Source organism: Sulfitobacter sp., assembly GCF_041552635.1.
Classification (GTDB): Bacteria; Pseudomonadota; Alphaproteobacteria; order Rhodobacterales; family Rhodobacteraceae; genus Sulfitobacter.
Genome location: NZ_JBFEKM010000049.1, coordinates 1 through 24,291 on the forward strand (window position 1 = coordinate 1; position 24,291 = coordinate 24,291).

Genomic DNA, 24,291 nt, shown 5'->3' on the forward strand with positions numbered 1-24,291 from the left:
CGAGGGCATAGGCGCTGCACGTGGGGTGATATCTGCAATTATGCCCGACCCACGGGCTGAAGATCAGCCGATACCCTTTCACGGGAAGGGCCAGTAGACGCGCTAGGGGGGTCATCTTAGCTTGCCGTGCAGGATTCCGAGTGCTTTGGAAAAATCATCCTGCATCTGGGAGAAAGGCAGGGTGGACGTGGCTCCCTGACGTCCGACCAAAACATAATCCATGCCGTCAAGGCCCTGACATGGCAGCGCCAGACGTGCGACTTCGCGCAGGCGCCTTTTGGCACGGTTGCGTGCGACGGCATTGCCGACTTTCTTGGAACAGGTAAAGCCAACGCGAATCCCCTCGGCCTCGCCTTCATGGCGTTTGCGCATCTGTAGGATAAAGCCGGGCATCGCCACGCGGGGTGATCTGGTCGCGCGCTGAAAATCTGGCCTGTTCTTAAGCGTTGTCAAACGCAAAGAAACCGCCGGTGGCGTTTCCCTTTGGGTGGCTGTTTTGCCATCCATGGGTGCCTCCGACGGTGTCATATCTTGCAAGAACCGAAAACGCGAATTACGCGCTCAGTTTAGCCCGGCCTTGTGCGCGGCGCGAGTTGATGATCTTGCGGCCCGCTTTTGTTGCCATGCGTGCGCGAAAACCGTGGCGACGCTTGCGCACCAGGTTTGAAGGTTGAAAGGTGCGTTTCATCGCTCCGACTCCACTTTATACTTTAGGTTTGCACCGGATTCGGCACATCACTGTCAATTCAAGCCCTGCCTCTAAAGGTGCTGCGCGCTCAAGTCAAACCCTTGGGGCGGCTAAATTCGCATCATTGCAATAAATTCGGCAAATCCCGGCGCGAATGTTTCAATATGACAGTGAAGTCCCCGGTTTTGCCCCGGAAGCAGGGTTTGTGATCAAGCACCCGTGATCCCCCTACCTGCCTTGGCGGTTTAGGGCCATCTATAACAGATAGGTCTTGCGGCCGTAGAATTGAAAGCGATCCGATACATGTCCGACCAGCATACCGACAAACCCGCGTGGCTTCGATACTTGCCACTGATGGTGATTGCGGTGGTCGCGGCCATCGGGTTCTTCACCCTGCGCGATTATCTGAATTTCGAGACGCTGCGCGACAACCGCGAGGCGCTGATCGCCTTTCGCGACGCAAATTATGGGCTGACGGTGCTGGTGTTCGTTGCAGCTTATATCATGATCGTTGCATTTTCATTGCCCGGTGCGGGGATCGCGACGATTACCGGCGGTTTCTTGTTTGGGACGATTTTTGGCGCAATGTTCAACGTTACCGGTGCCACAGTCGGGGCGGTATTGATATTTACGGCTGCGCGCATGGGGCTTGGCGAAAAGCTTAAGGCGCGTATGGACGCCTCTGAAGGGATGGTGCGCAAAATCAAGGACGGAATCGACAACAACCAATGGTCGATGCTGTTTCTTATCCGGCTGATCCCCGCGGTGCCGTTTTTCGTCGCGAACCTAATCCCCGCATTCCTTGGGGTGATGTTGCACCGCTTTGTCATCTCAACCTTTCTGGGAATCATCCCCGGTTCGCTAGTTTACTCTTCGGTTGGGGCGGGGCTGGGGGCGGTTTTTGCCCGCGGCGAGACGCCGAATTTCGGGATCATATTCGAACCCCAAATATTGCTCCCTATTCTGGGCCTATGCGCATTATCCTTGCTGCCCATCATCATCAAAGCCGTGACTGGCAAGAAGGAACTGCTGAAATGAACCGTATCAAGACCGATCTTTTGATTATTGGGGCCGGCTCTGGCGGGTTGTCTGTGGCGGCGGGCGCATCGCAGATGGGCGCAGATGTTGTGTTGCTTGAGGGTCACAAGATGGGGGGCGATTGCCTGAACTATGGGTGCGTTCCTTCAAAAGCGCTGATCGCGACGGGCAAGGCGGCCTATAGCCAGCAGCACAGCGCGCAATTCGGTGTTGCCGATGCTGCTGGCGTGGTCGATTACGCGGCGGCCAAGGATCACGTCGCGGACGTCATCGCGCAGATCGCCCCGGTGGACAGTCAGGAGCGGTTCGAAGGCTTTGGCATCAATGTGATTCGTGAATTTGGCCGCTTTATCTCGGAGGATGAGGTGCAGGCGGGCGACACGATCATCAAGGCCCGCCGTATCGTGATTGCGACGGGGTCATCCCCCTTGGTGCCGCCGATGCCCGGGCTGGACAAGACCCCCTACGAGACCAACGAAACCCTGTTCGAGCTGCGTGAAAAACCCGAGCATTTGTTGATCATCGGCGGGGGACCCATCGGCATGGAAATGGCGCAGGCGCATATCCGGATGGGTTGCAAAGTTACTGTGATCGAAGGGGACAAGGCCTTGGCCAAGGACGACCCTGAAATGGCGCAGGTCGTGTTGCAATCGCTCAAGGACGAAGGGGTAGTGATTGCCGAGGGCGCGCTGGCCGCTGACATTCGCGGCGACGTGGGCGCAATCGAGGTCGAAGCGAAGGATGGCCGCGTTTTCAAGGGATCGCATTTGCTGGTCGCGGTGGGGCGCAAAGCGAACACTGACAAGCTGGATTTGGAAAAGGCCGGGGTCGAGCCGATTCGCAATGGCATCAAGGTTGACGCGTCCCTGCGCACCACCAATCGCAAGGTCTATGCCATTGGTGATGTGGCAGGCGGGCTGCAGTTCACCCATGTTGCGGGCTATCACGCGGGCGTCGTGATCCGGTCGCTGATGTTTGCGATCCCGTCCAAGGCAAAAACGTCGCACATCCCTTGGGCGACCTATACCGATCCGGAATTATCGCAAGTCGGCCTGACCGAAGCGCAGGCAAAAGATGAACATGGCGACAAGGTTGAAGTCGTGCGGTTCCACTATAACCACAACGACCGCGCCATCGCTGAACGGAAAACCAAAGGGCTGATCAAGGTGATGGTCGTCAAGGGCCGCCCGGTTGGCGTCAGCATTGTCGGCTATCAGGCGGGTGAATTGATCAACCTGTGGGCATTGGCGCTGGCAAACGGCATGAAAATGAGCCAGATTGCCGGCATGGTTGCACCGTATCCCACCATTGGCGAAGTAAACAAACGTGCTGCCGGGGCCTATTTCACCCCGCGCCTGTTCGAGAGCGATCTGGTCAAGGCCGTGGTGCGGTTTGTGCAGCGCTTCATTCCCTAGAGCACAGGTATGTTCCGCTCCCTCTCTGGTAGATTGCTGATCTTGACCACCATCTTTGTGATGTTGGCTGAAATCCTGATCTTTGTGCCGTCAATTGCGCGGTTTCGCGAAGAATATATGATGAACCGGCTTCAACGTGCGCAAATTGCGTCTTTGACGTTGCTGGCAAACGATATGATCGATCCTGAACTTGAAGCGGAATTGCTGCGCACTGCCGAGGTGTTCAATGTGGTGCTGCGCCGCGACGAGGTGCGTCAACTTGTTTTGTCGTCGCCCATGCCGATTGCGATCAAAGGCACCTATGATTTGCGCGATGCCTCGGCGTTGGTCCTGATCAGGGATGCGTTTTTGCAACTGGCCGACAGCCAGGACGGCGTTATCCGCGTTATCGGTGCCCCGGTGCAGGATGCAGGTCAGTTGATCGAGATCACGATGGAAACGGCCCCGTTGCGCACGGCGATGCTGGATTACGGGATTCGTATCCTGATCCTGTCGGCTGTTATTTCGTTCATCACCGCCTTTTTGCTGTTTCTGGCGATGCGGGCGTTCTTGCTAAAGCCGATCAAAGGGGTTGTCGGGCATATGCAGAACTATGCTTTGGCCCCCGAAGACGCGCGGCGCATCATCACGCCCTCTGCCGGTGTCACCGAGGTGCGCGAAGCTGAAGAAGCTTTGATGAAGCTTGAGACCGAGCTGACACAGGCCTTGCGCCAGAAAGAACGGCTGGCGCAGTTGGGGCAGGCCGTGAGCAAGATCAGCCATGATTTGCGTAATATTCTGACATCGGCACAGCTTTTCACTGACCGTATCGAGATGTCCGAAGACCCAACCGTCAAAAGGATGGCCCCCAAGCTGGTCAGTTCGATCACCCGGGCTGTACATCTGTGCGAATCGACGCTTGCCTTTGGCAAGGCAGAAGAACCCGGTCCGACGCTTACGGTGGTATCGTTGGGCCACATTGTTGATGATGTCGTGGTCAGTGAACGTCTTGCCGTCGGCGATGCCAAAATCGGATTTACCAGCCACATACCGCAGGATTTGACGATCCGTGCCGATCCCGAACAGATTTACCGTGTGCTTGCCAATCTGGTTCGCAACGCCCGTCAGGCGATCGCCGCAACCGGAGAGCCGGGCCACATCAGCGTAACGGCTGTGGATCACCCGAAATACTGGTGCGTAGAAGTTCACGATAGTGGTCCGGGCTTACCGAAAAAGGCACAAGAGCATCTGTTCACGGCCTTCAGGGGCGGCGCGCGCAAGGGTGGTTCGGGTCTTGGTCTGGCCATTGCCGCGGAATTGATACGCGGCCATGGCGGGGTGCTGGAGTTGGCCGAAACAGGGGCTTCGGGCACGGTATTCAAGATAACGCTCCCAAAAGGCGACGGCACCTTTTAGCGCGTGCTTTCCTGAACGATTGTCGAACCGGCGTGCGCTAGCAATAGCTTTGGCGAACGAGGTCAGATCGTACCAGCGCTGATTGGCATGGCGCAGGGTCAATCCGAATGCGCCAGCGCTTTGGTTTTCAAAATTTCCGGCTTTTTGCCCTATATTTTTGGCCGAACCGTCGTGCCGCTAAAGGTGGCCGTCGAGGTCTCCTTTTGAAATGGCTGGTGGTGATTTTCCATCTACTGCGCTTGTCGAATTTTAAACTCACATTTGGGCTTTTTCTGCTTGACGCTGACGGGCGCGCACCCTATTTCACCCCCAACATCAAGCGACGATCGAATGTTTGATGGCCAGTGCACCCGTAGCTCAGCTGGATAGAGTACCTGACTACGAATCAGGGGGTCGGGCGTTCGAATCGCTCCGGGTGCACCATTTACATTTACCACGAAAATTTCCTAAACAGTCAGTCGGAACAGCCGCTTGCGGCGTTTGAGGCCCGTTTCCGCGTGAGTACGTTAGCGGCGCTGAAAATAGCTATCTGAGCACTGTTTTATGCTGCGCCAACGTGCCGTTTTTTCAGATATTCCAAAGGCTTGAGGTGAATGTCATGGAAAGTTCGGACATTGGCTCGAAGGTGTAGTTTGGTTTGACCTTTTTATCCAATTCATTAGCCAAGATCTGCTTTTCAGTTTCCAGCTTTATGATCTTTTTCTCATAGGCAGCAATCACTGATGGATTGCTCGTCTCAACGATATGATCCAGCAAACCTTCCAGTTCATCAAGCACCGGACAATGGCATGCTGTCGTCGGGTGACTACGAAATCAAACAAAGGAAAATGAACGAGGCAGGCTCCTGATAAACCAGCGGCACCTCACTCCGACCCAACGAGTATGCTTCCAGCCCTGATGGCGACATGACGACTGAGAAGCTGCTTCTCATAAACCCTACGGTATTTGATCCATCAAATCTGTTTAGTGGATGCGCATAGCGAATTTGCGATGATGAGAGCGAACGCAGGCGACAAGCCCGCCAAGACCACTATTAGCATATTAGGGCTTAGTAGACGTTGGTTGTGTTGGCAGCGTGTGACCGCGATGGCTGAGCTAATTTGCATTCAATGGTAAATGTTATCGAAATCGCGGAAGTTGAAGGGTAGGCCCGCGTGGCCAAGGTGGCCGCTCTCCTGCAGTCTTCGCGCTTGATAGGGCCGGGGCCCCAAATCTTAGCAAGCGCCTCGAAGAATTTAGGATGCGAAAGCCTCAGTCTCCGTGATCTTTTCAAATGCCGGCACGTAATCTGGTTGATGCAACGATAGGTATCGGGTAATTCGATCGCTGGTCATCAGTTTGGAGATGTACCCCCGCGCCAATACCAGATCGAGATGATCAGCACCGTAGCTGTCTTCGACAAGACGTACCTCTCGCTCAAGATTGGCGGACTCGCGCTCCATTAGATCAAGCTGTTCGCGGGAAATTCCTTTGATCTGTTTCGGTGTGGCTGCCGAGACAAGCATGGTTTCCGGTGTTGCCGCAAGCAGAGACCGCGCGTAATTGATCGTGAACTTGTTCATGGCAACCATCAGCTGTGCTGCTTCAATCTGGCGCATCGGTTTCATCTTCTTGAGAATTTGAAAGCCGCTCAGGGCAACCTGTTTATCTTTGAGTAGTTCCGCCGCCTCGTCGCAAATGCCGTCCAACAGGCGACGCTTTTCTTTGATGGTCTTTATGTTCACGTCGAGTGCGCGGGCTAAACGCGCTTCAGGGACACCCAATGATAGCGCACGCAGGATCATCTTGTGCTCTTGAATTGTGGCCAGACGGTTGATCCGCTTGTTATAGGTAAAAGCTTCGTCATCAGTCGACACTAGGCAACGTGCATCCGTCTCCTTGAGGTCTTTTAAGACCGCGAAGCGGAGATGTCCGTCAAGCAAGGTGTATTGCTCAGGGTCGTGCGGATCACGCGCGATCACCATCGGTTCTACAATGCCAATGTCTCGAATAGATGCCGCGATTTGTCTGAATTTGATGCTGGATTTCTTCTGCGGGGTCACCAGATAAAGCGGCGCGATCCGGTCAAACGGGACGGTCAATAATTCGCGTTCAAAAGCTGCCGCAACCGCGTGTTCTTTTGGGGTCGCAATCATACCGGCGCGTCCTTTAATCGCATGATCCGATCTCCGATTGCCCTCGGCATGCTTGCCAGTCCTTCAGCACGCAGCAAGGTGACAAAGTTTTCATCTGCCATAAGAGTTTTGAGCGACTGCGTGAGAAACAGCATTTCGCTGCGCGTTGCATGCGCCTTACGCAAAAGGATTTTCTTCCTTTCGACGTCGTTCTGATAAGTTCTCAGTAAACTCGCAACCGATAGGCTCTTCTGGGGGCGGGTATCAGTCGATGCGCGACCTTTGCCGTGCTTTTGACGCGCTTCGACAAGCCGTTTTGCTGAAAGTAGCCGTCCGCCGCGCAGGAGCTTTTTCTCATAGGCCTGCCTAAGGATCGTCTGCACCCCAACATCATCTGCGTCGGCAATGTCGACCGCGACGCTGACGGGAATTTTTCCGCCTTCCACCGCGCGCAACAAGCGGTGCTCTTTGCTTTCCAACAACTTGATGACACCGTGAACATATTTGGTTGAGAGCTGTGTTTTGGCCGCGATCTCCGGCTCTGAGTAACCGCTTTCTTTGAGCCTTCGAATGTCTCGCAACAAATCAATCGAGCGGTGCTGCCGTCGCGCGAGGTTTTCGACCAAGCTCATGACAAGGCAGTCTTCGCTGCTTGCTTTGATGACAATCGCGGGAATTTCCGACTGACCAAGGGCTTTGAAGGCTTCCAAACGGCCTTGGCCGCAAACCAATTCATATGTTGGCGCGCTATCTCCCTCCAGTTCTCTGGCTGCGACTGTTATAGGCCGTTTCAGCCCGAGTTCCGCGATGTTGGCGGTGATTTCGTCGAACACCTTTTGATTGCGGACCCTTGGATTAACCACCGTGATTGCATTGACCGGAACCAGAACAGTAAGCGCACCAGAAGCACTGGTCATCACGCCACCTCCAGAAGTGGAGCGCGTGCCGACATCTCGAAAAAATGGGTAAGATCGTCGAAGCGGTATGCATCCATAGAAAGACCATTGTGTTCAGACAAGCGCAACTTGGACGTGGTCATGTCGAAGGTCGGCAGCAAATAATAGTCCAGAGGCAGTTCATTGTCCTGCCCCATCCGGATGACGATCGTCATGTCCGGTAGGTGCCCGGTTTCGAGGCGGATGTTCCACCGAAACGCACCTGCGTTCGTTTGCATGCAACGGGCTATCACGATTGAAACCGTAAACTCATCGTTGATGGTAAGTATGTTTGATTGAGGGTCACGTTCGACCAGTCCACCCCCACCTTCAATGCCAGAAACGATATCCTGAATAATCTCCGTATGGACGCTACGCAGCCGCTTGTTGATCGCGATGTATCCATAGTCTCTGTCGGGCTTGAAACCCACAAGACTGTAGGCCCTGAGCAGACTGCCGAACCGGCTTTGATACGCGCCGCTCGAGGGCAAGGCTGCGGCTTCGTTGATCACAAATCCAGATAGAAAACCGTTCTGCTCTAAGGTCTCTTTTAGCCCTTCAAGCATTTCCGCGTCAGACATCCGATGTAATCGCGAGCCGATGATAGCACCGGCAGCAGCAAACAGGTCAGTGCTGACAATGGCTTCAAAGGCACCAACTGAACGCACCCAGTTTGTGGGATCGTTGCGGACGTGACGCTTTTTCAATTTGAATGAATTGCGGTTCCAGATGTTATTGCCGATGTACTTTTCGTTGGTCAGTATTTGACGCACGACGGCTTGTGACCAGTTGCGATCTAGATCGGTTTTGATCCCCCGCGCATTAAGGTCTGCGGCGATTTTACTCTCTGATCGGCCATCCTCAACGAAGCTATGGAATATTTGATCTACGATAGCGATCTCGTCGTCAGGTCCTGGCACAAGCGTGACACGGTCCGTTTGGATGCTCTTGTGTTCACCGCGTGCGAGGATGCCTTTCTTCCGGCCTGTCTCATCAATCAGCATCCGTCTAAGTCCGAAACCGGGCGGGCCTCCTTGCCTGTAACCTAATTCAATGAGGCGGCACTGACCGGCAAAGACCTTCTGAGACAGCTCGCGACTGTACTCGCCTGCCATGGCGCGCTTGACGCCTTTGACGATGGTGGAGACCGGGCTGCCGTCGTTTTCAAACTGCTCTGCACAATACTCGACAGATATGCCTGCGCGTTTGCAAATGTATTCGTAATACGCGCTTTCATCAGCGTCCTGAAAACGCCCCCAACGGCTGATGTCATAAACCAAAACAGTTTGGAACCTTGTTTGTCCTGCTTGAATGTCTTCAATCAGCCGAGTGAGGCCAGCGCGCCCTTGAATACGCAAGCCGCTTTTTCCAGCGTCTGAATAGGTTTGGATGATCCGGTAGCCACGTTCATCCGCATATCGCAATATCGCGTCGGCTTGGTTTTCAGTCGAATACCTCTGATGTTCTGTCGACATGCGGACGTATTGCGCCGCTTTGCGTCGGCCATCTTCTTCAGGGTCATTGTCTGGCCAACTCAATGCGATGGTCCTCCAGTATTTTAAATTTGCAAACCCGCACGGTGACATTGCGATTCTCCCCTCAATCTTACCGAGAGAGGAGGGGAAACATGTTGCATAAAAAGGGCAGCTCGTTTCATCGGGACGGCAAAGGGCGCATTTCTGCGTCAGAGTACCGAAACGCCATCAGTACAGCATTGTCTCAAGAATTGGGTGGGGCAGGCCGAGCGGCGAAAGATACAGCCAGGTGGACAGGAGCCAGCGAACGGACAGCCAAAAACTGGATATCTGCAACCTATGCTCCAACTGGCGAGAACCTGATTGAGCTGATGAGACATTCAGATACGGTACTGGATGTTGTCTTGGTTTTGGCAGGGCGCGACGAAGACAGGATGGCGCGACGAGTCAGCTTAGCTCGGAACGAGTTGGCAGAAATTTTGCGTGGCCTTGATGCAATCTGTGGAGCAAAAGAAGCCTAACTGATGGCCTGAAAATTTGGTTTTAGGGGGCTAACACCTTTGGGTGAATCGTAACGGTTTGTGTCGCACAAGGTAAAGCCTGTGCGTCGCCCCACAACTTCTTGAAGATATCATATAGATTTTTTGTCAAACTGAGTGCGGGCTGTAGGCTGTACTTGGCTAAGAAACAGCGCTCCGTTGAAGGTGTCGTTGGCCTTCTTGGTAGATCATTTCTTATTCTCGGCTGTCAGGATAGCGCAAGGTTGGTTTTGGGATCTTTGTGCTTGTCGCGGCATCCGGGTGTTTCTGGCGCATCCCAGCAATTTTCTGCCTCGCAGCATCGCACCCTAAGTCCGCTCAACACATCGTTGGCCACAACAATCGGTGCTACGGAAATTGGCGAGGCTGATTTTATTGAGGTGACCACCACTAAGCCATTCAACCCGGTCTTCGTGGCGCGTAACTGTGAATTATGCAGCACTCTTCCATTTTACAGGTGTGACATAAACGATGCTGTCATCGACACTGACCATCACCTCGCCGTCCTGAATATTGATCTGAAGCTTCATCGCACGGCTCGCCATTTTTGCGAGTGCGCCTGTGTCGGTTTCGGAAAAATTGATCACCTGAAGATTGTCAAAACGGGTGGTACTATTTTTGATCTTGTCCCACCACATCTCGGCAGTCTTGCCGCCATAGGGATAGACAATCACCTTGGCGGCTTTGCCACAGGACTGACGCATCACCTTCTCGCTTGGAAGGCCCAATGCCACCCATACATCAAGCTCGCCACTCAGGCTTTTTTGCCAGATGTCTGGTTCATCATCGGTTGAAAGCCCCTTTGTCATTTCCAAATGCTCATGGGCATTTAGACCAAATGCAACAAGGCGCACCATCAGCCGTTCATCCGTCTCTGAGGGGTGCTTGGCAACGGTTAGTTTATGGGTCGCATAATAGTGGCGATCCATGTCGGAGACTGAAAGTTCAACTTTATAAATGGTGGCCTTTTGCGCCATGATCTGTCCCAAAACTTTAGTGATTGGGATGCCTACTCTCTCTGGCACCCTTTGGAAAGCAGATACAAAGGGCATGAATGGTGGGGGTTAACGAGGTGTCGCCAAGTTGACGTTACGATCCGGTATGGGATGGTCGGGCTTTATCGGCGCGCGCCCATGGCTGCGCGACAAAAAGGGCCCCACAAGTTAGGTATAGCAGCCGTGGTTCTGGGCACTGCGGCATAGCCATCGTAGACATCTCTGTCGCTGCGCCGGTGACGGTATCAATGCTGCCGAAAATCATGTCTGGGGCCACGCCGACCAGTGTGTTGTGCCTGCGTGCCCGAAGAGGGGAAATAACTCTGGCGTCAATCCCGCGACATTTTACAGAGACCTAGTTCAAGGTGGTGGTTCAGGCCGCACCCATGAATGGCCAGTTTCGGTTTTTTGTCGAGGGTCCGCGCCATTTCGCTTAAGGCTTTGGTAGCATTCTTCTGCGAGCTTGACCCTGCATTTTGTAAGGGGATTTGCATGAATCTTTATCATTGCTCTGTAGATCTAAAAGACAACGCCAAAGCCGTGGGGTTCGCTGTCGCTGTCGAGGCGTGGATGGGGCATCTTAAATCAAACGGCGTCATCCAGTCTTGGCGGCTATGCCGTCGAAAGCTGGGCTTTGGGGCGCCGCGCGCACGTGATTTCTTGCTGGAGATCGAGGTCGAAGATATGACGCAGCTGGATATGGCATTCCGGTTTACGGCAACCAGCGACGAAAACGTCGAGCGGCTATACACAACGGTTCATCAAATGGTGGGCGAAGTGGACATCGCGCTGTATCGTCCTTTCCCCGACCCAGAGCGCGCTGAAAGAATGGCCTTGATCTGATCGGCCCGGATCCAAGCCAAATTACCCGTATCACGCAAAGATTTTTGGGCAAACGCAGAGGAGCGGATCGAGTAAGACTTGGGGGCAGAGTTGCGTTGCAAATTTGGTAAAAGGGCGCATTCTTTTTCCTAACCCACTGATCTGTCGCAGTTAACGACAGCGGTGTTCAGACCAAAGCTACTTGACCCTTCTGCGGGACATATAATTGGTGCGCACGATTATGGGCAGGGCACTGAAACAATTGGTGTTGATGCCGCACTTATAGGTGATCGTCGGATGGTTTCTCTTGGCAGGGACCAAGGATAGCGTTTGCAATCTGCAATAAGAAGCGGCGTATTTCGGAAAAATAGCTTTATAAATCATGTGGATCGGGGATGGTGCGCGCGAACGCCTAATCAAGGTGCATCCCCCCTACACTTTTGTTTGATCCCTAGGATAGACTGCCCGAACGGGCTGCGATTACGAACGGCCCTTTCATATTACAAAGGGACGTTTTCAGATGGGCAATCTTTCATTCGACCGGCTCAGGGAACTGGCGGAAAGCGGTGCGGTGGACACGGTGCTTGTGGCACTAGTCGACATGCAGGGACGCTTGATGGGCAAACGTTTTCACGTCAGCAATTTCATCGACCATTCCCACGTGGAAACTCATTGCTGCAATTACCTGCTGGCCACTGATCTGGTGATGTCCACGCCGGAAGGTTTTGCATCGACCAGCTGGCAAACTGGCTATGGTGACTATGTTTTGCGGCCTGATCTGTCCACCCTGCGCCATGTGCCTTGGCTTGACAAAACGGTTCTGGTGCTTGGCGATGTGCTGGATCACCATACCCACGCGCCGGTTCCTCACGCGCCGCGCGGCATGCTGCAAAAGCAGATCGTTCGAATGAAAGAACTGGGGTTCGATGCCATGATGGCGACGGAGCTTGAGTTTTTCTTGTTCGAGGGCGATTACCGGACTTTGCAGAAAGAGAAATACACCAACCTCATCCCGCTGAACGGCCATAATGAGGATTATTGCCTGTTCCAGACCACCAAAGAAGAAACGTTTTTGCAGCCTTTGCGCAACCATCTGGTGGGTGCTGGAATCCCCGTGGAATGCACCAAGGGCGAGGCTGAAATCGGGCAGCAGGAACTGAACATCCGCTATGCTGACGCCTTGGCCTGCGCCGATAATCACACCATTGCCAAGCAAGCCGTCAAGGAAATCGCCTTTCAGCAGGGATTTTCCGCATCCTTCCTGCCGAAATGGTCGGCGGACAAAGTCGGATCCTCCAGCCATGTGCATTTGTCATTGTGGAAAGACGGGGTCCCCTTGTTTTATGACAAGGACGCCAAGCTGGGCATGTCCGACCTGATGCGGCACTTTATGGCCGGGTTGATTGCCTATGCACCTGATTTTACATATTTTCTGGCCCCCTACATCAACAGCTACAAGCGCTTTGCCAAAGGGACCTTTGCGCCGACCAAGACGGTTTGGTCCGTGGATAATCGCACAGCGGGGTTCCGCTTGTGTGGTGAGGGTACCAAGGGCATTCGCGTTGAATGCCGGATTGGTGGCTCTGATCTGAACCCCTATCTGGCGCAGGCTGCATTGCTGGCAGCAGGCCTAAAGGGGATTGAGGAAAAGCTGACGCTTCAGGAACCGACCAGGGGCGACGTGTATGAAGACACCAATGTGACCGAAATTCCTCGTTCATTGCGGGCCGCGACCGAAACCTTGCGCGGCTCTGCGATGCTGCGCGAAGCCTTTGGCGACGGTGTCGTCGACCACTACACCCGCGCCGCAGAGTGGGAGCAGGAAGAGTTCGACAAGATTGTGACGGACTGGGAAATCAACCGCGGATTCGAGCGAGTATAGAGCATGGCAAAAACCCTGAAATGTATCTCTCCGATTGATGGATCGGTCTATTTGGAACGTCCCGCGCTGTCGTTGGATGCCGCCCGTGCGCAGTGTGCCAAGGCGAAAATTGCGCAAGGTGCTTGGGCAGCACGGCCTTTGGCCGAGCGGATCGCCTTGGTCCGTGCTGGCGTGACCGAGGTTGGCAGGACGACCGACCGTATGGCGATTGAGCTTGCCCATCAGATGGGCCGACCCGTCCGCTATGGCGGCGAATTTGGCGGCTTTAACGAACGTGCCAGCTACATGGCGGATATCGCCGAACAGGCGCTGGCCCCGATGATTGTCGAAGACAGCGAAAAAGCCACCCGCAAAATCACCCGCGAGGCGCGTGGCGTAGTGCTGGTCGTGGCCCCGTGGAACTATCCCTATATGACGGCGATCAACACGGTCGCCCCGGCGCTGATCGCAGGAAATACGGTCGTGCTGAAACATGCCACGCAGACCTTGCAAGTGGGTGAACGGCTGGCCGAGGCCTTTCATGCGGTTGGTATTCCGGCGGACGTATTTCAGAATGTGTTCCTTGACCATGAAACGACATCGACCCTGATCGCCGAACGCCAGTTCGACTTCGTCAACTTTACCGGTTCTGTCGGCGGAGGCAAAGCCATGGAGATCGCAGCCGCCGGGACATTCACGCCCGTTGCGACGGAACTTGGTGGCAAAGACCCCGGTTACGTGCGCGCTGACGCCGACCTTGATGCCGCCGTTGACGGGCTGATGGACGGCGCGATGTTCAATGCCGGGCAGTGCTGTTGCGGGATTGAGCGGATTTACGTCCACGAAAGTCTTTATGATGCTTTCGTCGAAAAGGCAGTGGCATGGGTTGGCACCCTCAAGCTTGGCAATCCGTTGGAACAGGAAACGACCATTGGCCCGATGGCGAATGTGCGCTTTGCGGCAGAGGTACGTGCGCAGATCGCCGAGGCTGTGGCTGATGGTGCGACCGCATTGATAGCCCCTTTTGCGCAGGATGATGGCGCGGCATATCTAACCCCGCAGATCCTGACGAACGTGACCCACAAAATGCGCGTCATGCGCGACGAAAGTTTCGGCCCCGTGGTCGGCATCATGCCGGTCAAGGACGATGGCGAAGCGATTGCATTGATGAATGATTGTCAGTTCGGTCTGACGGCTGCGATTTTTACGAAAGACGTTGACGCCGCTGATGCCATCGGCGCACAGCTGGAAACTGGCACAGTGTTTATGAACCGCTGTGATTACCTTGATCCGGCATTATGCTGGACCGGCTGCAAGGACACGGGCAGCGGTGCCGGACTGTCCGTGCTTGGCTATCAGGCGCTGACGCGTCCCAAATCTTACCATCTGAAAAAGGCGTGATCCTATGGAGCTGAAAAACAACTGGTCCTACCCCACCGCGATGCGTTTTGGTGCGGGCCGTATTGCCGAGATTGGCAAAGCCTGTGAGGCCGCTGGTATCAAAAAACCCTTGCTGGTCACCGACAAGGGGCTGGCAACGATGGACATCACGACGCGGACCTTGGATCTGATAGAGGCGGCGGGTCTTGGGCGCGCCATGTTCTCTGAAGTAGACGCTAACCCGACCGAGATTAACCTTGCCGCAGGCTTGCAAGTCTACCGTGACGGCGGCCATGATGGGGTGATCGCCTTTGGCGGCGGGTCGGGCCTTGATCTGGGCAAGATGGTCGCATTCATGGCGGGACAAACGCGCCCCGTTTGGGATTACGAGGATGTAGGCGATTGGTGGACCCGCGCTGATGCAGATGCCATCGCGCCGATCATCGCTGTGCCAACGACCGCTGGCACGGGGTCCGAAGTCGGGCGGGCGTCGGTCCTGACCAATTCGCAAACACACGTCAAAAAGATCATTTTCCACCCCAAGGTGTTGCCGACGGTTGTGATCTGCGACCCTGAACTGACGGTGGGCATGCCGAAACATATCACGGCGGGTACCGGCCTTGATGCCTTTGCGCATTGTGTCGAAGCGTTCAGCAGCCCGTTTTACCACCCGATGTCGCAAGGCATCGCGCTGGAAGGCATGCGTTTGGTCATTGATTATCTGCCCCGCGCCTATGCCGATGGCACGGACATCGAGGCACGCGCACAAATGATGTCAGCCGCGGCGATGGGGGCCACTGCGTTTCAAAAAGGTCTGGGGGCAATTCACGCGATGAGCCATCCGGTTGGTGCGGTATTCAACACCCATCATGGGACCACCAATGCCGTGTGTATGCCAGCGGTTCTGGACCTGAACGAAAGCATGATCCGCGACCGGTTTGACCGTGCAGCGGGGTATCTGCGCATTGATGGCGGCTATGACGGGTTCCGCAGCTTTGTGCAGGATTTCAACGACAGCTTTGCCATTCCGCGCAGACTGTCTGAAATGGGCGTGACGGGGGACCGTATCGATGATCTGGTCGCCATGGCGCTAGAGGACCCATCTTGCGGCGGCAATCCGGTCACGTTGACCACAGAAAACCTGCGCAAGCTGTTCGAGGCGACGATCTGAACTGATCTAAAGACCAAGCATGCCCCGGTGGGTTCTTCGACACCGGGGCATGCGGGCCGCACCGAAATCGGGCGGGCTAACGTCGGCGGGTCGGGGGACGCGCCGACGTGTATCTTCCAGCTTGGACGAGGTAAGCCCGCTGGCAGATGGGTTTACGCCTCTTTTGCGGCAAGGGTGCCGATGGTGACGGCGCGGGTGACCTTGTCGCCCTTGTGCAAGACAACAACATCAGCCGTTTCGTCGGGGGCGGTTTCGGCCACGGCGCGGGTCAGGTCGCGCAGTTCGTTGATCTCAGTACCATTGAAAGACAGGATGATATCGCCGTCTACCAACCCGGCCTCCTTGGCGGGGCTATCGTCGCCGACCGCCTCGATCACCGCACCTTTAGGTGCGTCGTAGCCCAGAACCTGAGCGACTTCTTCGGTCATCGGACGGATCTGCACGCCCAACCAGCCGCGGGTGATGGTGCCGTCATCGGCGAGATCGGCCACGATGGTTTGGACCAGATCAGAGGGCACCGAAAAGCCGATTCCGACAGAGCCGCCACCGGGCGACAGGATCGCGGTGTTGACGCCAATCACTTCGCCCGCGTTGTTAAACAGCGGCCCGCCCGAATTGCCCCGGTTGATCGCAGCATCGGTCTGGATGAAATCATCATAGGGGCCAGCGTTGATATTGCGCGACTTGGCCGAAACGATCCCGGTTGTGACCGTCCCACCAAGACCAAAGGGGTTGCCCATGGCGACGACTTCATCACCGACGCGCATGGCGTCCGATGATCCGAATGTAACGGCAGGCAGGTCAACGTCTGCTTCGATCTTGAGCAGGGCAATGTCTGTCATGGCATCACTGCCCACAACGGTTGCGTCAAAACTGCGGCCATCGGCCAATTTGACAGTGACCTTTTCAGCCCCTTCGACCACGTGATTATTGGTCACGATCTGCCCGTCCTTCGAGACGATGAAGCCTGACCCAAGCCCTTGGACCGGCTGTGCTTGCGTATCACCGTTCGGCATCATCTGTTCGAACCGGCGGCGCAACTCTTCGGGCATGCCTTGGGGCAGGTCCATCTTGGGGCCGGATTGCGCGGATTTACCAGACACTTCGATAAACACCACCGAAGGCGAAATGGTTTCGACCAGATCGGCATAGCCACCGGCAGGTACGGCAAGGGCTGTTGTCGGGGCCAATGCGAGGGCCGAAGTCGACGCGAGTGCGGCTGCCAGTACAAAGGGCATTGCGCGGCGGGGGGATTTGAAAAGGGATGTCATGCGTGTTTCCTTACATCTTCAGGGATGACACCCAAATGGCAGCCCGGTGTTACAGAGTGTTTCGGCGCGCTATACAAATTTGTTAGGCAGCACTGCACCGCTGTCAGGCGTGACTATATGGGGTATCAGAACAGGAAATCGGGAAACGGAGCCGCAAACATGAAACTGCTCGTAGTCGAAGACGACGCCACCACCGGCAGCTATATTGCGCGGGGCCTGCGCGAAGAGGGGCATACCGTTGATCTGGTGGCCCAAGGCCGCGAGGGGCTGTTTCAAGCAAGTTCGGGCAGCTATGATGTGCTGATCATCGACCGGATGTTGCCAGAAGTTGACGGGCTGACGCTGGTCAAGACGTTGCGCGGTGCAGGCAACACCACGCCAGTTTTGTTTCTGACCGCAATGGGCAGCGTAGAGGACCGGATCGGCGGGCTGAACGCGGGCGGTGATGACTATCTGGTCAAGCCGTTTGCCTTTGGTGAACTGTCGGCTCGGGTTGCGGCACTGTCGCGGCGGCCACAAGCGTTGGAGCAGGAAACGGTCCTGCGCGCCGCCGATCTGGAAATGCACCTGATCACCCGCAAGGTGACGCGCGGCGGGCAGGATATTGACCTTTTGCCGCGTGAATTTGCCTTGCTCGAACATCTGCTGCGCCGCAAGGGCAGGGTGCAGACCCGCACCATGCTGCTTGAGGCGGTTTGGGACATCAGCTTTGATCCCATGACCAATGTCGTCGAAACCCATATCAGCCGGTTGCGTGCCAAGGTGGATAAACCCTTTGACCGCGAGCTGATTCATACCGTGCGCGGTGCCGGCTACAGGATCGACGGATGACAGGGCGGATTGCACAGCTTTGGCGGTCCATGCCGGTTCGGTTGGCGTTGTTGCTGGTGCTGCTATTCTCGACCGTCAGCCTGCTGAGCCTTGCGGCCAGCTATGCTGTGACGCAAAATTCGTTTGAAACAGCGATCCGAGCAGATCTGGAGCAGGACCTTGCAGGGTTTCGCGCCGCCCCCAATGCACGGGCTGTCGCCTTGCTGGTCGATGGTGAATCGCGCGATGCTGATCCCAGCCGCGTGATCCTTAGCTATATCACACCGTCCGGGCGCATCTATGGCAACGGGGCGATTGCGCGGGATGATGAAGGCTATCATATCGTGTCGCTGGCCCGCGACCGGGCCGAATATGACGGCGAATACCTGTCTCTCAGCACGCGGCTTTATGGCGGGCAATTGACCGTAGCGCGCAGCCGGGCGCAGATCGAAGCGTTGGGCACGGTGTTCTTGAACATCTTGCTGATCAGTTTGCTGCCGACGGTGCTGATCGCCCTGTCAGGCGGGCTGTATCTGGCGCGGCGCAGCAAACATCACGTCGAGGTCATCGGCGGTACGTTGGATGATCTGACGAACGGCGATCTTGGCGCGCGGGTCAGGGTGTCTGCCCAATGGGCCGATGATCTGGTGCGCATTGGTACCAAAGTGAACCAGATGGCCAGCGCGCAAGAGGCGCAAACCCAGATGCTGCGGCAGGTCTCATCTGACATCGCCCATGATCTAAAAACGCCGATCCAGCGGGTCGCGGTACATCTGGACGACCTTGCCCGCACCGTTCCGCCCGACACCCAAGAAGGCGCACTGCTGGCAAAAGCCCAAGACGAGGTGACCGGGATCGCGTCGGTGTTCCAGTCGCTGTTGCAGATCGCCTCGGTTGAGGCAGGGTCACCCAAGGCGCATTTCAAACCCGTCGATCTAACGCACCTGTGCCAGACCATGACCGAGGTTTATGAACCCGCAGCCATGGCAAAGGATCAGTCGCTGGTCTGCGAGGTACAGGACGGGCCAATCTTTGTGCATGGTGATAAGAACCTGCTGGGGCAGGTGTTGGCCAATCTGATCGAAAATGCGCTGCGCCATACGCCGCAAGGTAGCCAGATCAACATATCGCTTTGCACCAACCATGGCCGCCCAACCCTTGAGGTGGCGGACAATGGTGCGGGTATCCCCGAAGCTGAGCGTGAAAAGGTGTTGCGCCGTCTGTACCGTCTGGATGCCAGCCGACACACGCCGGGCAATGGGCTGGGGCTTAGCTTGGTTGAGGGGGTCGTGAAACTGCATGGTGGGATGCTGGGTTTGCTGGATAACGCACCGGGGCTGAGGGTTCGGATCGTTTTCCCGAAACCTTAGGCCCATTCAAATGGCACAGGCGGATGGGGTTGCAAAATCACGCGCCCTCTGGCCCATTCGCATCCAGCCAAGTGAGAAGGACCCACCCGATGCGCGCCATGCAAGTCACCGCCCATAATCAGCCCCTGACCCTGCAAAATATAGAAATACCCGTGCCCCGTCATGGTGAAGTCTTGGTTCAGGTCGATACCTGCGGTCTGAATTTTGGCGACCTGCTGGTGATAAAAGGCACCTATCAGGAAAAACCGGCGCTGCCCGTCACCTTGGGAATGGAGCTTGCGGGGACAATCACCGCCCTTGGCGACGGCGTGACAGGGTTGCACGTCGGCCAGCGCATTGCAGCCTACAGCGGGTTCCACGGGCTTGCCGAATATGCTGCGGTCGCTGCGGATATTTGCGTACCGATTCCGGACGCCATGACGGCGGTCGATGCTGCTGCGTTTCTGATCGCCTATGGCACCAGTCATGTGGCCTTGGACTATAAGGCGCGGCTGCAGCCGGGCGAACGCTTGCTGGTGCTTGGCGCATCGGGTGGCGTGGGGCTGACCGCGGTTGAGCTGGGCAAGCTGATGGGGGCAGAGGTCATCGCCAGCGCACGCGGCCCGGCTAAGCTTGAGATTTGCCGCGCCGCCGGTGCCGACCATCTGATCGATTCCGAAACCGACGACATCCGCGAAGTCGTCAAGGCGCTGGGCGGGGCCGATGTCGTCTATGACCCGATCGGCGGCGACCAATTCAAAGCCGCGTTGCGCGCCTGCAACCCCGAAGCGCGCCTGCTGCCGCTTGGGTTCGCCTCGGGCGAAGTGCCACAAATCCCCGCGAATATCCTGTTGGTCAAGAATTTGAACGTATTGGGTCTGTTCTGGGGCGGCTATAAAAAGTTCAAACCCTCGGTGCTGACCGATAGTTTCAAGACGTTGATCGACTGGTATGTTGCAGGGCAGTTGAAGCCCCATGTTAGCCACGTGCTGCCGCTAGAACAGGCGAACGAGGCGCTGGATCTGCTGCGCAGCCGCAAGGCCACGGGCAAGGTTGTGGTACAGGTATCGGGCTAAACGCTGCGCAGGGGGCGGGTTTTCAGCAGTCGGCGTGCTTTTTGGCGTTCGCGCAAGAACACAAACAGCCCCGATCCCAAGATAAGCGCAATACCGACCCAGATTTCCCAGACGGGCAGATCACCGAATATGACAAGGCCCCAGAACACGGCCAGCGGCAGGCCGACATATTCAAACGGAGCGACTGTGGCGGCATCCGCGATGCGGTAGGCTTGGCTTAGGCAATAGCCGATAATCGCGGCATTGACCCCGAGACCCAAGAAGACCCACAAATCATCCTGCGCTGGCCAAACCCATTCCCTTAACAAGAATTGCATGGACGGGGGGCTGGTGGCGTCGACGAAACGGCCATCGCCTGCAATCAGGAAGAACCCCAGCGATACGATCAGAAACGTCCCCTGAATGTATATCGATAGGGCGGATGCTTTGCTGTGAACGCCCAGACGGCGGGTCATCAACTGGTTCAATGCATAGGTCAGAGCCGAGATTACCGGAAGCAACAAGACAAGCCTTGAGGCTTGCAAAGCCTGCGTATCGGCCCAAGGCCGCTGCATGATGATCACCCCGACAAACCCTACGGCCACCGCCGTCAATCGCATGATGCCGACTTTTTCGCCCAAGATAGGGATCGACAAAAGCGTGATGAACAGCGGGGCCACAAAGAACAACGCCGTTGCATCCGCCAAGGGAATCGCGGCAAGGGCAAGGAAAAAGGTCATATTCGCCACGACCACCAGCAGGCCGCGCAGAATATGCCAATGCGCTTGGGTGGTTTTCAAAATGCGCCACCCGCCCTCAAGCTGGACCAGCACAAGACTGAACAGAATGCCGATAAAGGCCCGCGCAAAGACGATCTCGTGGAGGGGGTAGCCACCTGAGAGCTTTTTGATCAGCATATCATTGATCGAAATCGCCAGGATTCCGGCCAAAACGAAACCGATGGCAGCTCCCGACCTGTTATGTGCATCTGCATTCATATTCGAGACTTACCACCTTTGGGTATCCTGTCCAGCGCGTTTCATCTTGGCGCGGGGGCTGCATCTGGGTTAGGTTGTCGAAAACACCGCCTGCACAAGGATACCGCCCATGCAAATGTCAGATACCCGTCAGATCGCAGCCACGCCCGCCGAAGTTTACGCCGCTTTGTTGGACCCCGACATGCTGATCAAATGTGTGCCCGGTGCGACCGAGGTGTCCGGTTCCGCAGAAGAAGGTTTCGAGGCGACAGTCGTGCAAAAAGTTGGCCCGGTGAAGGCGACATTCAAGGGGCAAGTTGTGATGTCCGACATGGTGCCTGACCAGTCGATCACGATCACGGGCGAAGGCAAGGGCGGTGCAGCGGGTTTCGCCAAGGGCGGCGCGGTCGTGACGCTGCTGGAAAAAGACGGCGGAACCGAACTGACCTATGATGTCGAGGCAAAGATCGGCGGCAAGCTGGCGCAGCTTGGCAGCCGGATCATTGATGGTTTCGCTAAAAAGATGGCCGATCAGTTCTTTAACAACCTGCAAGAAACGCTTGAGGGGCCAGCCGATGAGGGCGCGCACGCAACCGATGAGGCAGCAGACGGCAAATCGAAGAAAAAGGGCTGGTTCGGCCGCGAAAAGACCTGAACAGCACCTCTGTTAACCCGCTGCTAATCAGGCTAGTTTCCGGCAAAATCATCCGGAGGCTTCGATGCCAGATATTGTAGAAATCAACGACCTGCGCAAAGCCTACGCCGACGGGTTCGAGGCGCTCAAAGGTGTCACCCTCAAGATCAAACAGGGCGAAATCCTAGCGCTGCTCGGGCCCAATGGTGCGGGCAAGACAACCCTTATTTCAACGGTTTGCGGGATCACCACGGCGACGGGGGGCACGGTCAAAGTCGGTGGGCATGACACGATCACTGATTACCGCGCAGCCCGGGCGATGATCGGTCTGGTTCCCCAAGAGATTAATCTTGAACCCTTTGAAAAAGTCATCAGCACCGTGAGTTTTTCGCGCGGATTGTTTGGCAAGCCCAAAGATGACGCTGCGTTAGAAAGAATTCTGCGTCAGCTGTCCCTTTGGGATAAGAAAGACAGCCAGATCCGTGCGCTGTCCGGTGGTATGAAACGTCGGGTGCTGATCGCCAAGGCACTGGCGCACGAACCCCGCGTGTTGTTTCTGGACGAACCCACAGCGGGTGTTGATGTCGAACTGCGCCGCGACATGTGGGAAATCGTGGCCGGCCTCAAGGCCGACGGCGTGACCATCATTCTGACCACGCATTACATCGAAGAAGCCGAAGCCATCGCCGACCGTATCGGTGTCATCGCGCATGGTGAATTGCTGTTGGTCGAAGACAAAGACAAGCTGATGGCGCGCATGGGCAAGAAGCAGCTTCAGGTCCACCTGACCAAGCCGATTGATGCGCTGCCCGCCAGTTTGGTGTCCGATGCCCTGACCTTGTCCGCGGACAGCACCACGTTGATTTACACCTATGATACCCGCGCAGAACGGACGGGCATTACGAAACTTCTGTCGGATGTTGCTGCTGCGGGGCTTGTCTTGACCGATCTTGAAACCTCGCAAAGCAGTCTGGAAGACATCTTTGTGGATCTCGTCAAGGAGGACGCCGCATGAACTGGATCGCCGTCAATTCCATCTATAAATTCGAGATGGCGCGCTTTTTCCGCACAATCACCCAAAGCTTTGTGTCCCCCGTGCTGTCGACTTCGCTTTATTTTGTCGTCTTTGGCGCGGCCATCGGCAGCCGTATCCAAGAGGTCGAGGGTATCAGCTACGGCGCGTTTATCGTGCCGGGCCTGATCATGCTGAGCGTGATCACGCAGTCGATCTCGAATGCGTCTTTCGGCATCTATTTCCCGAAATTTATAGGCACGGTTTTCGAGCTTCTGTCCGCCCCGATCAATTTTATCGAAATCGTTTTGGGCTATGTCGGTGCCGCGGCGACCAAGGCGCTGTTCATTGGTGTCATCATCCTGATCACCGCGTTTTTCTTTGTCGATATCACCATCGCGCATCCTGTCTGGATGGTCGTCTTTCTGGTGCTGACCTGCATCAGCTTTTCGTTGTTCGGCTTTATCATCGGTATTTGGGCCGGCAGTTTTGAGCAGCTACAACTGGTGCCCTTGCTGATCATCACACCTTTGGTGTTCCTTGGTGGATCGTTTTACTCGATCTCGATGTTGCCGCCCGTATGGCAGGTAATATCGCACTTTAACCCCGTGGTGTACCTGATTTCAGGCTTTCGCTGGTCGTTCTTCGGCGCTGCGGATGTGCCTATCGTCACAAGCTTGCTAGCGATTGCGGGTTTTACCGCGCTGTGCCTTGCAGTGATCTGGTGGATTTTCCGCACAGGCTGGCGAATTCGGCAATAACAATCCGGTGCTTGCCTTGTTTGGCGACGGGTCGCACTCTACATGGAGCGATATGATAAACTATATCCCTTTCCTCCCCACGTATCCCACCGTTGCGGTCATTCGCCTGTCGGGCGTCATCGGGGGCCGCACGCGCGGCGGCCTGAATGATGGCGGCATCGGACCCGCAATCGACAAGGCATTTAATCGCGGCAAGCCCGTGGCCGTTGTTCTTGAGATCAGCTCACCGGGGGGTAGTCCGGTACAATCGTCTTTAATCGGTGCGCGGATCCGCCGTCTTGCCGAGGAAAAGAACATTCCCGTGATCGCCTTCGTAGAGGATGTCGCGGCCTCGGGGGGGTATTGGTTGGCCGCCGCAGCCGACGAGATTTACGCCGACCCTAGTTCGGTTGTCGGGTCCATCGGGGTTATTTCGTCTTCGTTTGGTGCAAGTGAACTGATCAGCCGCTATGGGATCGAACGTCGCGTTTATACCGCTGGCCAGTCAAAATCCATGCTGGACCCGTTCCGCCCCGAAAATCCGCAGGATGTCGAGCGCTTGAAATCCATTCTCAATGATATCCATGCTAACTTTATCGACCATGTCAAAACGCG

Annotated in this window: 26 protein-coding genes and 1 tRNA gene; 17 read left to right on the plus strand and 10 right to left on the minus strand. The window is 55.9% G+C overall.

All coding sequences use genetic code 11. From position 1 onward, the window contains the following. The 3 genes from ABYT07_RS07780 to rpmH form a co-directional block, all read right to left on the minus strand. Positions 1-115 (minus strand): membrane protein insertion efficiency factor YidD (locus tag ABYT07_RS07780; protein ID WP_372990652.1); only part of this gene is annotated, 115 nt, incomplete at its 3' end. Beyond that, positions 112-507, minus strand: coding sequence for a ribonuclease P protein component (rnpA, locus tag ABYT07_RS07785; RefSeq protein WP_372990618.1), 396 nt, complete (start codon positions 505-507; stop codon positions 112-114). The genes ABYT07_RS07780 and rnpA, both read right to left, overlap by 4 nt. Before the next feature lie 46 nt (positions 508-553). Continuing rightward, complete coding sequence (gene rpmH, locus ABYT07_RS07790; protein ID WP_008228036.1) at positions 554-688, minus strand: 50S ribosomal protein L34; 135 nt, start codon at positions 686-688, stop codon at positions 554-556. A 303-nt stretch (positions 689-991) separates the two neighbouring features. Here rpmH and ABYT07_RS07795 point away from each other — a divergent pair, with 303 nt between their 5' ends. The 5 genes from ABYT07_RS07795 to ABYT07_RS07815 all read left to right on the plus strand — a co-directional run bounded on the left by ABYT07_RS07795 (position 992) and on the right by ABYT07_RS07815 (position 4,959). Beyond that, positions 992-1,726 (plus strand): TVP38/TMEM64 family protein, encoded by a 735-nt coding sequence (locus ABYT07_RS07795; protein WP_372990620.1) that lies wholly within the window; start codon positions 992-994, stop codon positions 1,724-1,726. Further along, positions 1,723-3,141: an NAD(P)/FAD-dependent oxidoreductase gene (locus ABYT07_RS07800; RefSeq protein WP_372990622.1), complete on the plus strand. Its 1,419-nt coding sequence runs from the start codon at positions 1,723-1,725 to the stop codon at positions 3,139-3,141. The genes ABYT07_RS07795 and ABYT07_RS07800 overlap by 4 nt, the downstream gene beginning before the upstream one ends. Before the next feature lie 9 nt (positions 3,142-3,150). Continuing rightward, positions 3,151-4,536 (plus strand): sensor histidine kinase, encoded by a 1,386-nt coding sequence (locus ABYT07_RS07805; RefSeq protein WP_372990623.1) that lies wholly within the window; start codon positions 3,151-3,153, stop codon positions 4,534-4,536. A gap of 107 nt (positions 4,537-4,643) precedes the next feature. Next, the gene (locus tag ABYT07_RS07810) at positions 4,644-4,874 is read left to right on the plus strand and encodes a hypothetical protein (RefSeq protein WP_372990625.1); all 231 of its coding nucleotides are present in this window, start codon (positions 4,644-4,646) and stop codon (positions 4,872-4,874) included. Positions 4,875-4,882: 8 nt separating this feature from the next. After that, a tRNA-Arg gene (locus tag ABYT07_RS07815) sits at positions 4,883-4,959 on the plus strand. Between the two features lie 144 nt (positions 4,960-5,103). Here ABYT07_RS07815 and ABYT07_RS07820 read toward each other — a convergent pair. The 4 genes from ABYT07_RS07820 to ABYT07_RS07835 form a co-directional block, all read right to left on the minus strand. Then, entirely contained in the window at positions 5,104-5,313 is a 210-nt protein-coding gene (locus ABYT07_RS07820; RefSeq protein WP_372990626.1) for a hypothetical protein, read from the minus strand. Positions 5,314-5,771: 458 nt separating this feature from the next. Next, positions 5,772-6,671, minus strand: coding sequence for a plasmid partitioning protein RepB C-terminal domain-containing protein (locus ABYT07_RS07825; RefSeq protein WP_372990627.1), 900 nt, complete (start codon positions 6,669-6,671; stop codon positions 5,772-5,774). Beyond that, positions 6,668-7,567, minus strand: a complete 900-nt coding sequence (locus ABYT07_RS07830) for a plasmid partitioning protein RepB C-terminal domain-containing protein (RefSeq protein ID WP_372990629.1) — start codon at positions 7,565-7,567, stop codon at positions 6,668-6,670. Before ABYT07_RS07830 ends, ABYT07_RS07825 begins: the two co-directional genes overlap by 4 nt. Beyond that, positions 7,567-9,171: a recombinase family protein gene (locus ABYT07_RS07835; protein WP_372990631.1), complete on the minus strand. Its 1,605-nt coding sequence runs from the start codon at positions 9,169-9,171 to the stop codon at positions 7,567-7,569. The genes ABYT07_RS07830 and ABYT07_RS07835 overlap by 1 nt, the downstream gene beginning before the upstream one ends. A 41-nt stretch (positions 9,172-9,212) precedes the next feature. On the opposite strand from ABYT07_RS07835, the gene ABYT07_RS07840 reads away from it, so the two are divergent. Further along, positions 9,213-9,581 (plus strand): XRE family transcriptional regulator, encoded by a 369-nt coding sequence (locus tag ABYT07_RS07840; RefSeq protein WP_372990633.1) that lies wholly within the window; start codon positions 9,213-9,215, stop codon positions 9,579-9,581. A 449-nt stretch (positions 9,582-10,030) separates the two neighbouring features. Here ABYT07_RS07840 and ABYT07_RS07845 read toward each other — a convergent pair whose 3' ends face one another. Continuing rightward, entirely contained in the window at positions 10,031-10,576 is a 546-nt protein-coding gene (locus ABYT07_RS07845) for a YaeQ family protein (RefSeq protein WP_372990635.1), read from the minus strand. 510 nt (positions 10,577-11,086) lie between these two features. On the opposite strand from ABYT07_RS07845, the gene ABYT07_RS07850 reads away from it, so the two are divergent. The 4 genes from ABYT07_RS07850 (at position 11,087) to ABYT07_RS07865 (ending at position 15,828) form a co-directional block, all read left to right on the plus strand. Beyond that, positions 11,087-11,437 (plus strand): DUF6614 family protein, encoded by a 351-nt coding sequence (locus ABYT07_RS07850; protein WP_372990636.1) that lies wholly within the window; start codon positions 11,087-11,089, stop codon positions 11,435-11,437. A 499-nt stretch (positions 11,438-11,936) separates the two neighbouring features. Beyond that, positions 11,937-13,298 carry a glutamine synthetase family protein gene (locus tag ABYT07_RS07855; protein WP_372990638.1) on the plus strand — a complete coding sequence of 454 codons (1,362 nt, stop codon included), beginning with the start codon at positions 11,937-11,939 and terminating at the stop codon, positions 13,296-13,298. Between the two features lie 3 nt (positions 13,299-13,301). Continuing rightward, positions 13,302-14,678, plus strand: coding sequence for an aldehyde dehydrogenase family protein (locus tag ABYT07_RS07860; RefSeq protein ID WP_372990640.1), 1,377 nt, complete (start codon positions 13,302-13,304; stop codon positions 14,676-14,678). A 4-nt stretch (positions 14,679-14,682) separates the two neighbouring features. Beyond that, the gene (locus ABYT07_RS07865; protein WP_372990642.1) at positions 14,683-15,828 is read left to right on the plus strand and encodes an iron-containing alcohol dehydrogenase; all 1,146 of its coding nucleotides are present in this window, start codon (positions 14,683-14,685) and stop codon (positions 15,826-15,828) included. 152 nt (positions 15,829-15,980) lie between these two features. On the opposite strand, the gene ABYT07_RS07870 is transcribed toward ABYT07_RS07865, so the two are convergent. Further along, on the minus strand, positions 15,981-17,099 hold the full coding sequence (locus tag ABYT07_RS07870) for a trypsin-like peptidase domain-containing protein (protein ID WP_372990643.1): 1,119 nt from the start codon (positions 17,097-17,099) through the stop codon (positions 15,981-15,983). A 159-nt stretch (positions 17,100-17,258) separates the two neighbouring features. Here ABYT07_RS07870 and ABYT07_RS07875 point away from each other — a divergent pair, with 159 nt between their 5' ends. From ABYT07_RS07875 to ABYT07_RS07885, 3 genes are all read left to right on the plus strand, one after another. Further along, positions 17,259-17,930, plus strand: a complete 672-nt coding sequence (locus tag ABYT07_RS07875) for a winged helix-turn-helix domain-containing protein (RefSeq protein WP_372990644.1) — start codon at positions 17,259-17,261, stop codon at positions 17,928-17,930. Then, positions 17,927-19,279 carry a sensor histidine kinase gene (locus ABYT07_RS07880; RefSeq protein WP_372990645.1) on the plus strand — a complete coding sequence of 451 codons (1,353 nt, stop codon included), beginning with the start codon at positions 17,927-17,929 and terminating at the stop codon, positions 19,277-19,279. The genes ABYT07_RS07875 and ABYT07_RS07880 overlap by 4 nt, the downstream gene beginning before the upstream one ends. An 89-nt stretch (positions 19,280-19,368) precedes the next feature. Beyond that, positions 19,369-20,334: an NADPH:quinone oxidoreductase family protein gene (locus tag ABYT07_RS07885; protein ID WP_372990646.1), complete on the plus strand. Its 966-nt coding sequence runs from the start codon at positions 19,369-19,371 to the stop codon at positions 20,332-20,334. On the opposite strand, the gene ABYT07_RS07890 is transcribed toward ABYT07_RS07885, so the two are convergent. Next, complete coding sequence (locus ABYT07_RS07890; RefSeq protein WP_372990647.1) at positions 20,331-21,311, minus strand: DMT family transporter; 981 nt, start codon at positions 21,309-21,311, stop codon at positions 20,331-20,333. The two genes, ABYT07_RS07885 and ABYT07_RS07890, sit on opposite strands and share 4 nt — an antisense overlap. Before the next feature lie 109 nt (positions 21,312-21,420). Here ABYT07_RS07890 and ABYT07_RS07895 point away from each other — a divergent pair, with 109 nt between their 5' ends. The 4 genes from ABYT07_RS07895 to ABYT07_RS07910 all read left to right on the plus strand — a co-directional run. Then, positions 21,421-21,945 carry a CoxG family protein gene (locus ABYT07_RS07895; RefSeq protein WP_008226835.1) on the plus strand — a complete coding sequence of 175 codons (525 nt, stop codon included), beginning with the start codon at positions 21,421-21,423 and terminating at the stop codon, positions 21,943-21,945. Positions 21,946-22,009: 64 nt separating this feature from the next. Next, entirely contained in the window at positions 22,010-22,939 is a 930-nt protein-coding gene (locus ABYT07_RS07900) for an ABC transporter ATP-binding protein (RefSeq protein ID WP_372990648.1), read from the plus strand. Then, the gene (locus ABYT07_RS07905) at positions 22,936-23,697 is read left to right on the plus strand and encodes an ABC transporter permease (RefSeq protein WP_372990649.1); all 762 of its coding nucleotides are present in this window, start codon (positions 22,936-22,938) and stop codon (positions 23,695-23,697) included. Before ABYT07_RS07900 ends, ABYT07_RS07905 begins: the two co-directional genes overlap by 4 nt. Before the next feature lie 52 nt (positions 23,698-23,749). Next, positions 23,750-24,291: S49 family peptidase (locus ABYT07_RS07910; protein ID WP_372990650.1), on the plus strand; the 542-nt coding region annotated here is incomplete at its 3' end.

Excerpts from the sequence above, each read along its gene's own strand:
- rpmH (WP_008228036.1), bottom strand. The coding sequence starts at position 688 with ATGAAACGCACCTTTCAACCTTCAAACCTGGTGCGCAAGCGTCGCCAC.
- ABYT07_RS07880 (WP_372990645.1), top strand. The coding sequence starts at position 17,927 with ATGACAGGGCGGATTGCACAGCTTTGGCGGTCCATGCCGGTTCGGTTG.
- ABYT07_RS07870 (WP_372990643.1), bottom strand. The coding sequence starts at position 17,099 with ATGACATCCCTTTTCAAATCCCCCCGCCGCGCAATGCCCTTTGTACTG.
- ABYT07_RS07885 (WP_372990646.1), top strand. The coding sequence starts at position 19,369 with ATGCGCGCCATGCAAGTCACCGCCCATAATCAGCCCCTGACCCTGCAA.
- ABYT07_RS07890 (WP_372990647.1), bottom strand. The coding sequence starts at position 21,311 with ATGAATGCAGATGCACATAACAGGTCGGGAGCTGCCATCGGTTTCGTT.
- ABYT07_RS07840 (WP_372990633.1), top strand. The coding sequence starts at position 9,213 with ATGTTGCATAAAAAGGGCAGCTCGTTTCATCGGGACGGCAAAGGGCGC.
- ABYT07_RS07855 (WP_372990638.1), top strand. The coding sequence starts at position 11,937 with ATGGGCAATCTTTCATTCGACCGGCTCAGGGAACTGGCGGAAAGCGGT.
- ABYT07_RS07905 (WP_372990649.1), top strand. The coding sequence starts at position 22,936 with ATGAACTGGATCGCCGTCAATTCCATCTATAAATTCGAGATGGCGCGC.
- ABYT07_RS07805 (WP_372990623.1), top strand. The coding sequence starts at position 3,151 with ATGTTCCGCTCCCTCTCTGGTAGATTGCTGATCTTGACCACCATCTTT.
- rnpA (WP_372990618.1), bottom strand. The coding sequence starts at position 507 with ATGGATGGCAAAACAGCCACCCAAAGGGAAACGCCACCGGCGGTTTCT.
- ABYT07_RS07835 (WP_372990631.1), bottom strand. The coding sequence starts at position 9,171 with ATGTCACCGTGCGGGTTTGCAAATTTAAAATACTGGAGGACCATCGCA.
- ABYT07_RS07810 (WP_372990625.1), top strand. The coding sequence starts at position 4,644 with ATGCGCCAGCGCTTTGGTTTTCAAAATTTCCGGCTTTTTGCCCTATAT.
- ABYT07_RS07875 (WP_372990644.1), top strand. The coding sequence starts at position 17,259 with ATGAAACTGCTCGTAGTCGAAGACGACGCCACCACCGGCAGCTATATT.
- ABYT07_RS07845 (WP_372990635.1), bottom strand. The coding sequence starts at position 10,576 with ATGGCGCAAAAGGCCACCATTTATAAAGTTGAACTTTCAGTCTCCGAC.
- ABYT07_RS07900 (WP_372990648.1), top strand. The coding sequence starts at position 22,010 with ATGCCAGATATTGTAGAAATCAACGACCTGCGCAAAGCCTACGCCGAC.
- ABYT07_RS07795 (WP_372990620.1), top strand. The coding sequence starts at position 992 with ATGTCCGACCAGCATACCGACAAACCCGCGTGGCTTCGATACTTGCCA.
- ABYT07_RS07860 (WP_372990640.1), top strand. The coding sequence starts at position 13,302 with ATGGCAAAAACCCTGAAATGTATCTCTCCGATTGATGGATCGGTCTAT.
- ABYT07_RS07830 (WP_372990629.1), bottom strand. The coding sequence starts at position 7,567 with ATGACCAGTGCTTCTGGTGCGCTTACTGTTCTGGTTCCGGTCAATGCA.
- ABYT07_RS07850 (WP_372990636.1), top strand. The coding sequence starts at position 11,087 with ATGAATCTTTATCATTGCTCTGTAGATCTAAAAGACAACGCCAAAGCC.
- ABYT07_RS07800 (WP_372990622.1), top strand. The coding sequence starts at position 1,723 with ATGAACCGTATCAAGACCGATCTTTTGATTATTGGGGCCGGCTCTGGC.
- ABYT07_RS07825 (WP_372990627.1), bottom strand. The coding sequence starts at position 6,671 with ATGATTGCGACCCCAAAAGAACACGCGGTTGCGGCAGCTTTTGAACGC.
- ABYT07_RS07865 (WP_372990642.1), top strand. The coding sequence starts at position 14,683 with ATGGAGCTGAAAAACAACTGGTCCTACCCCACCGCGATGCGTTTTGGT.
- ABYT07_RS07895 (WP_008226835.1), top strand. The coding sequence starts at position 21,421 with ATGCAAATGTCAGATACCCGTCAGATCGCAGCCACGCCCGCCGAAGTT.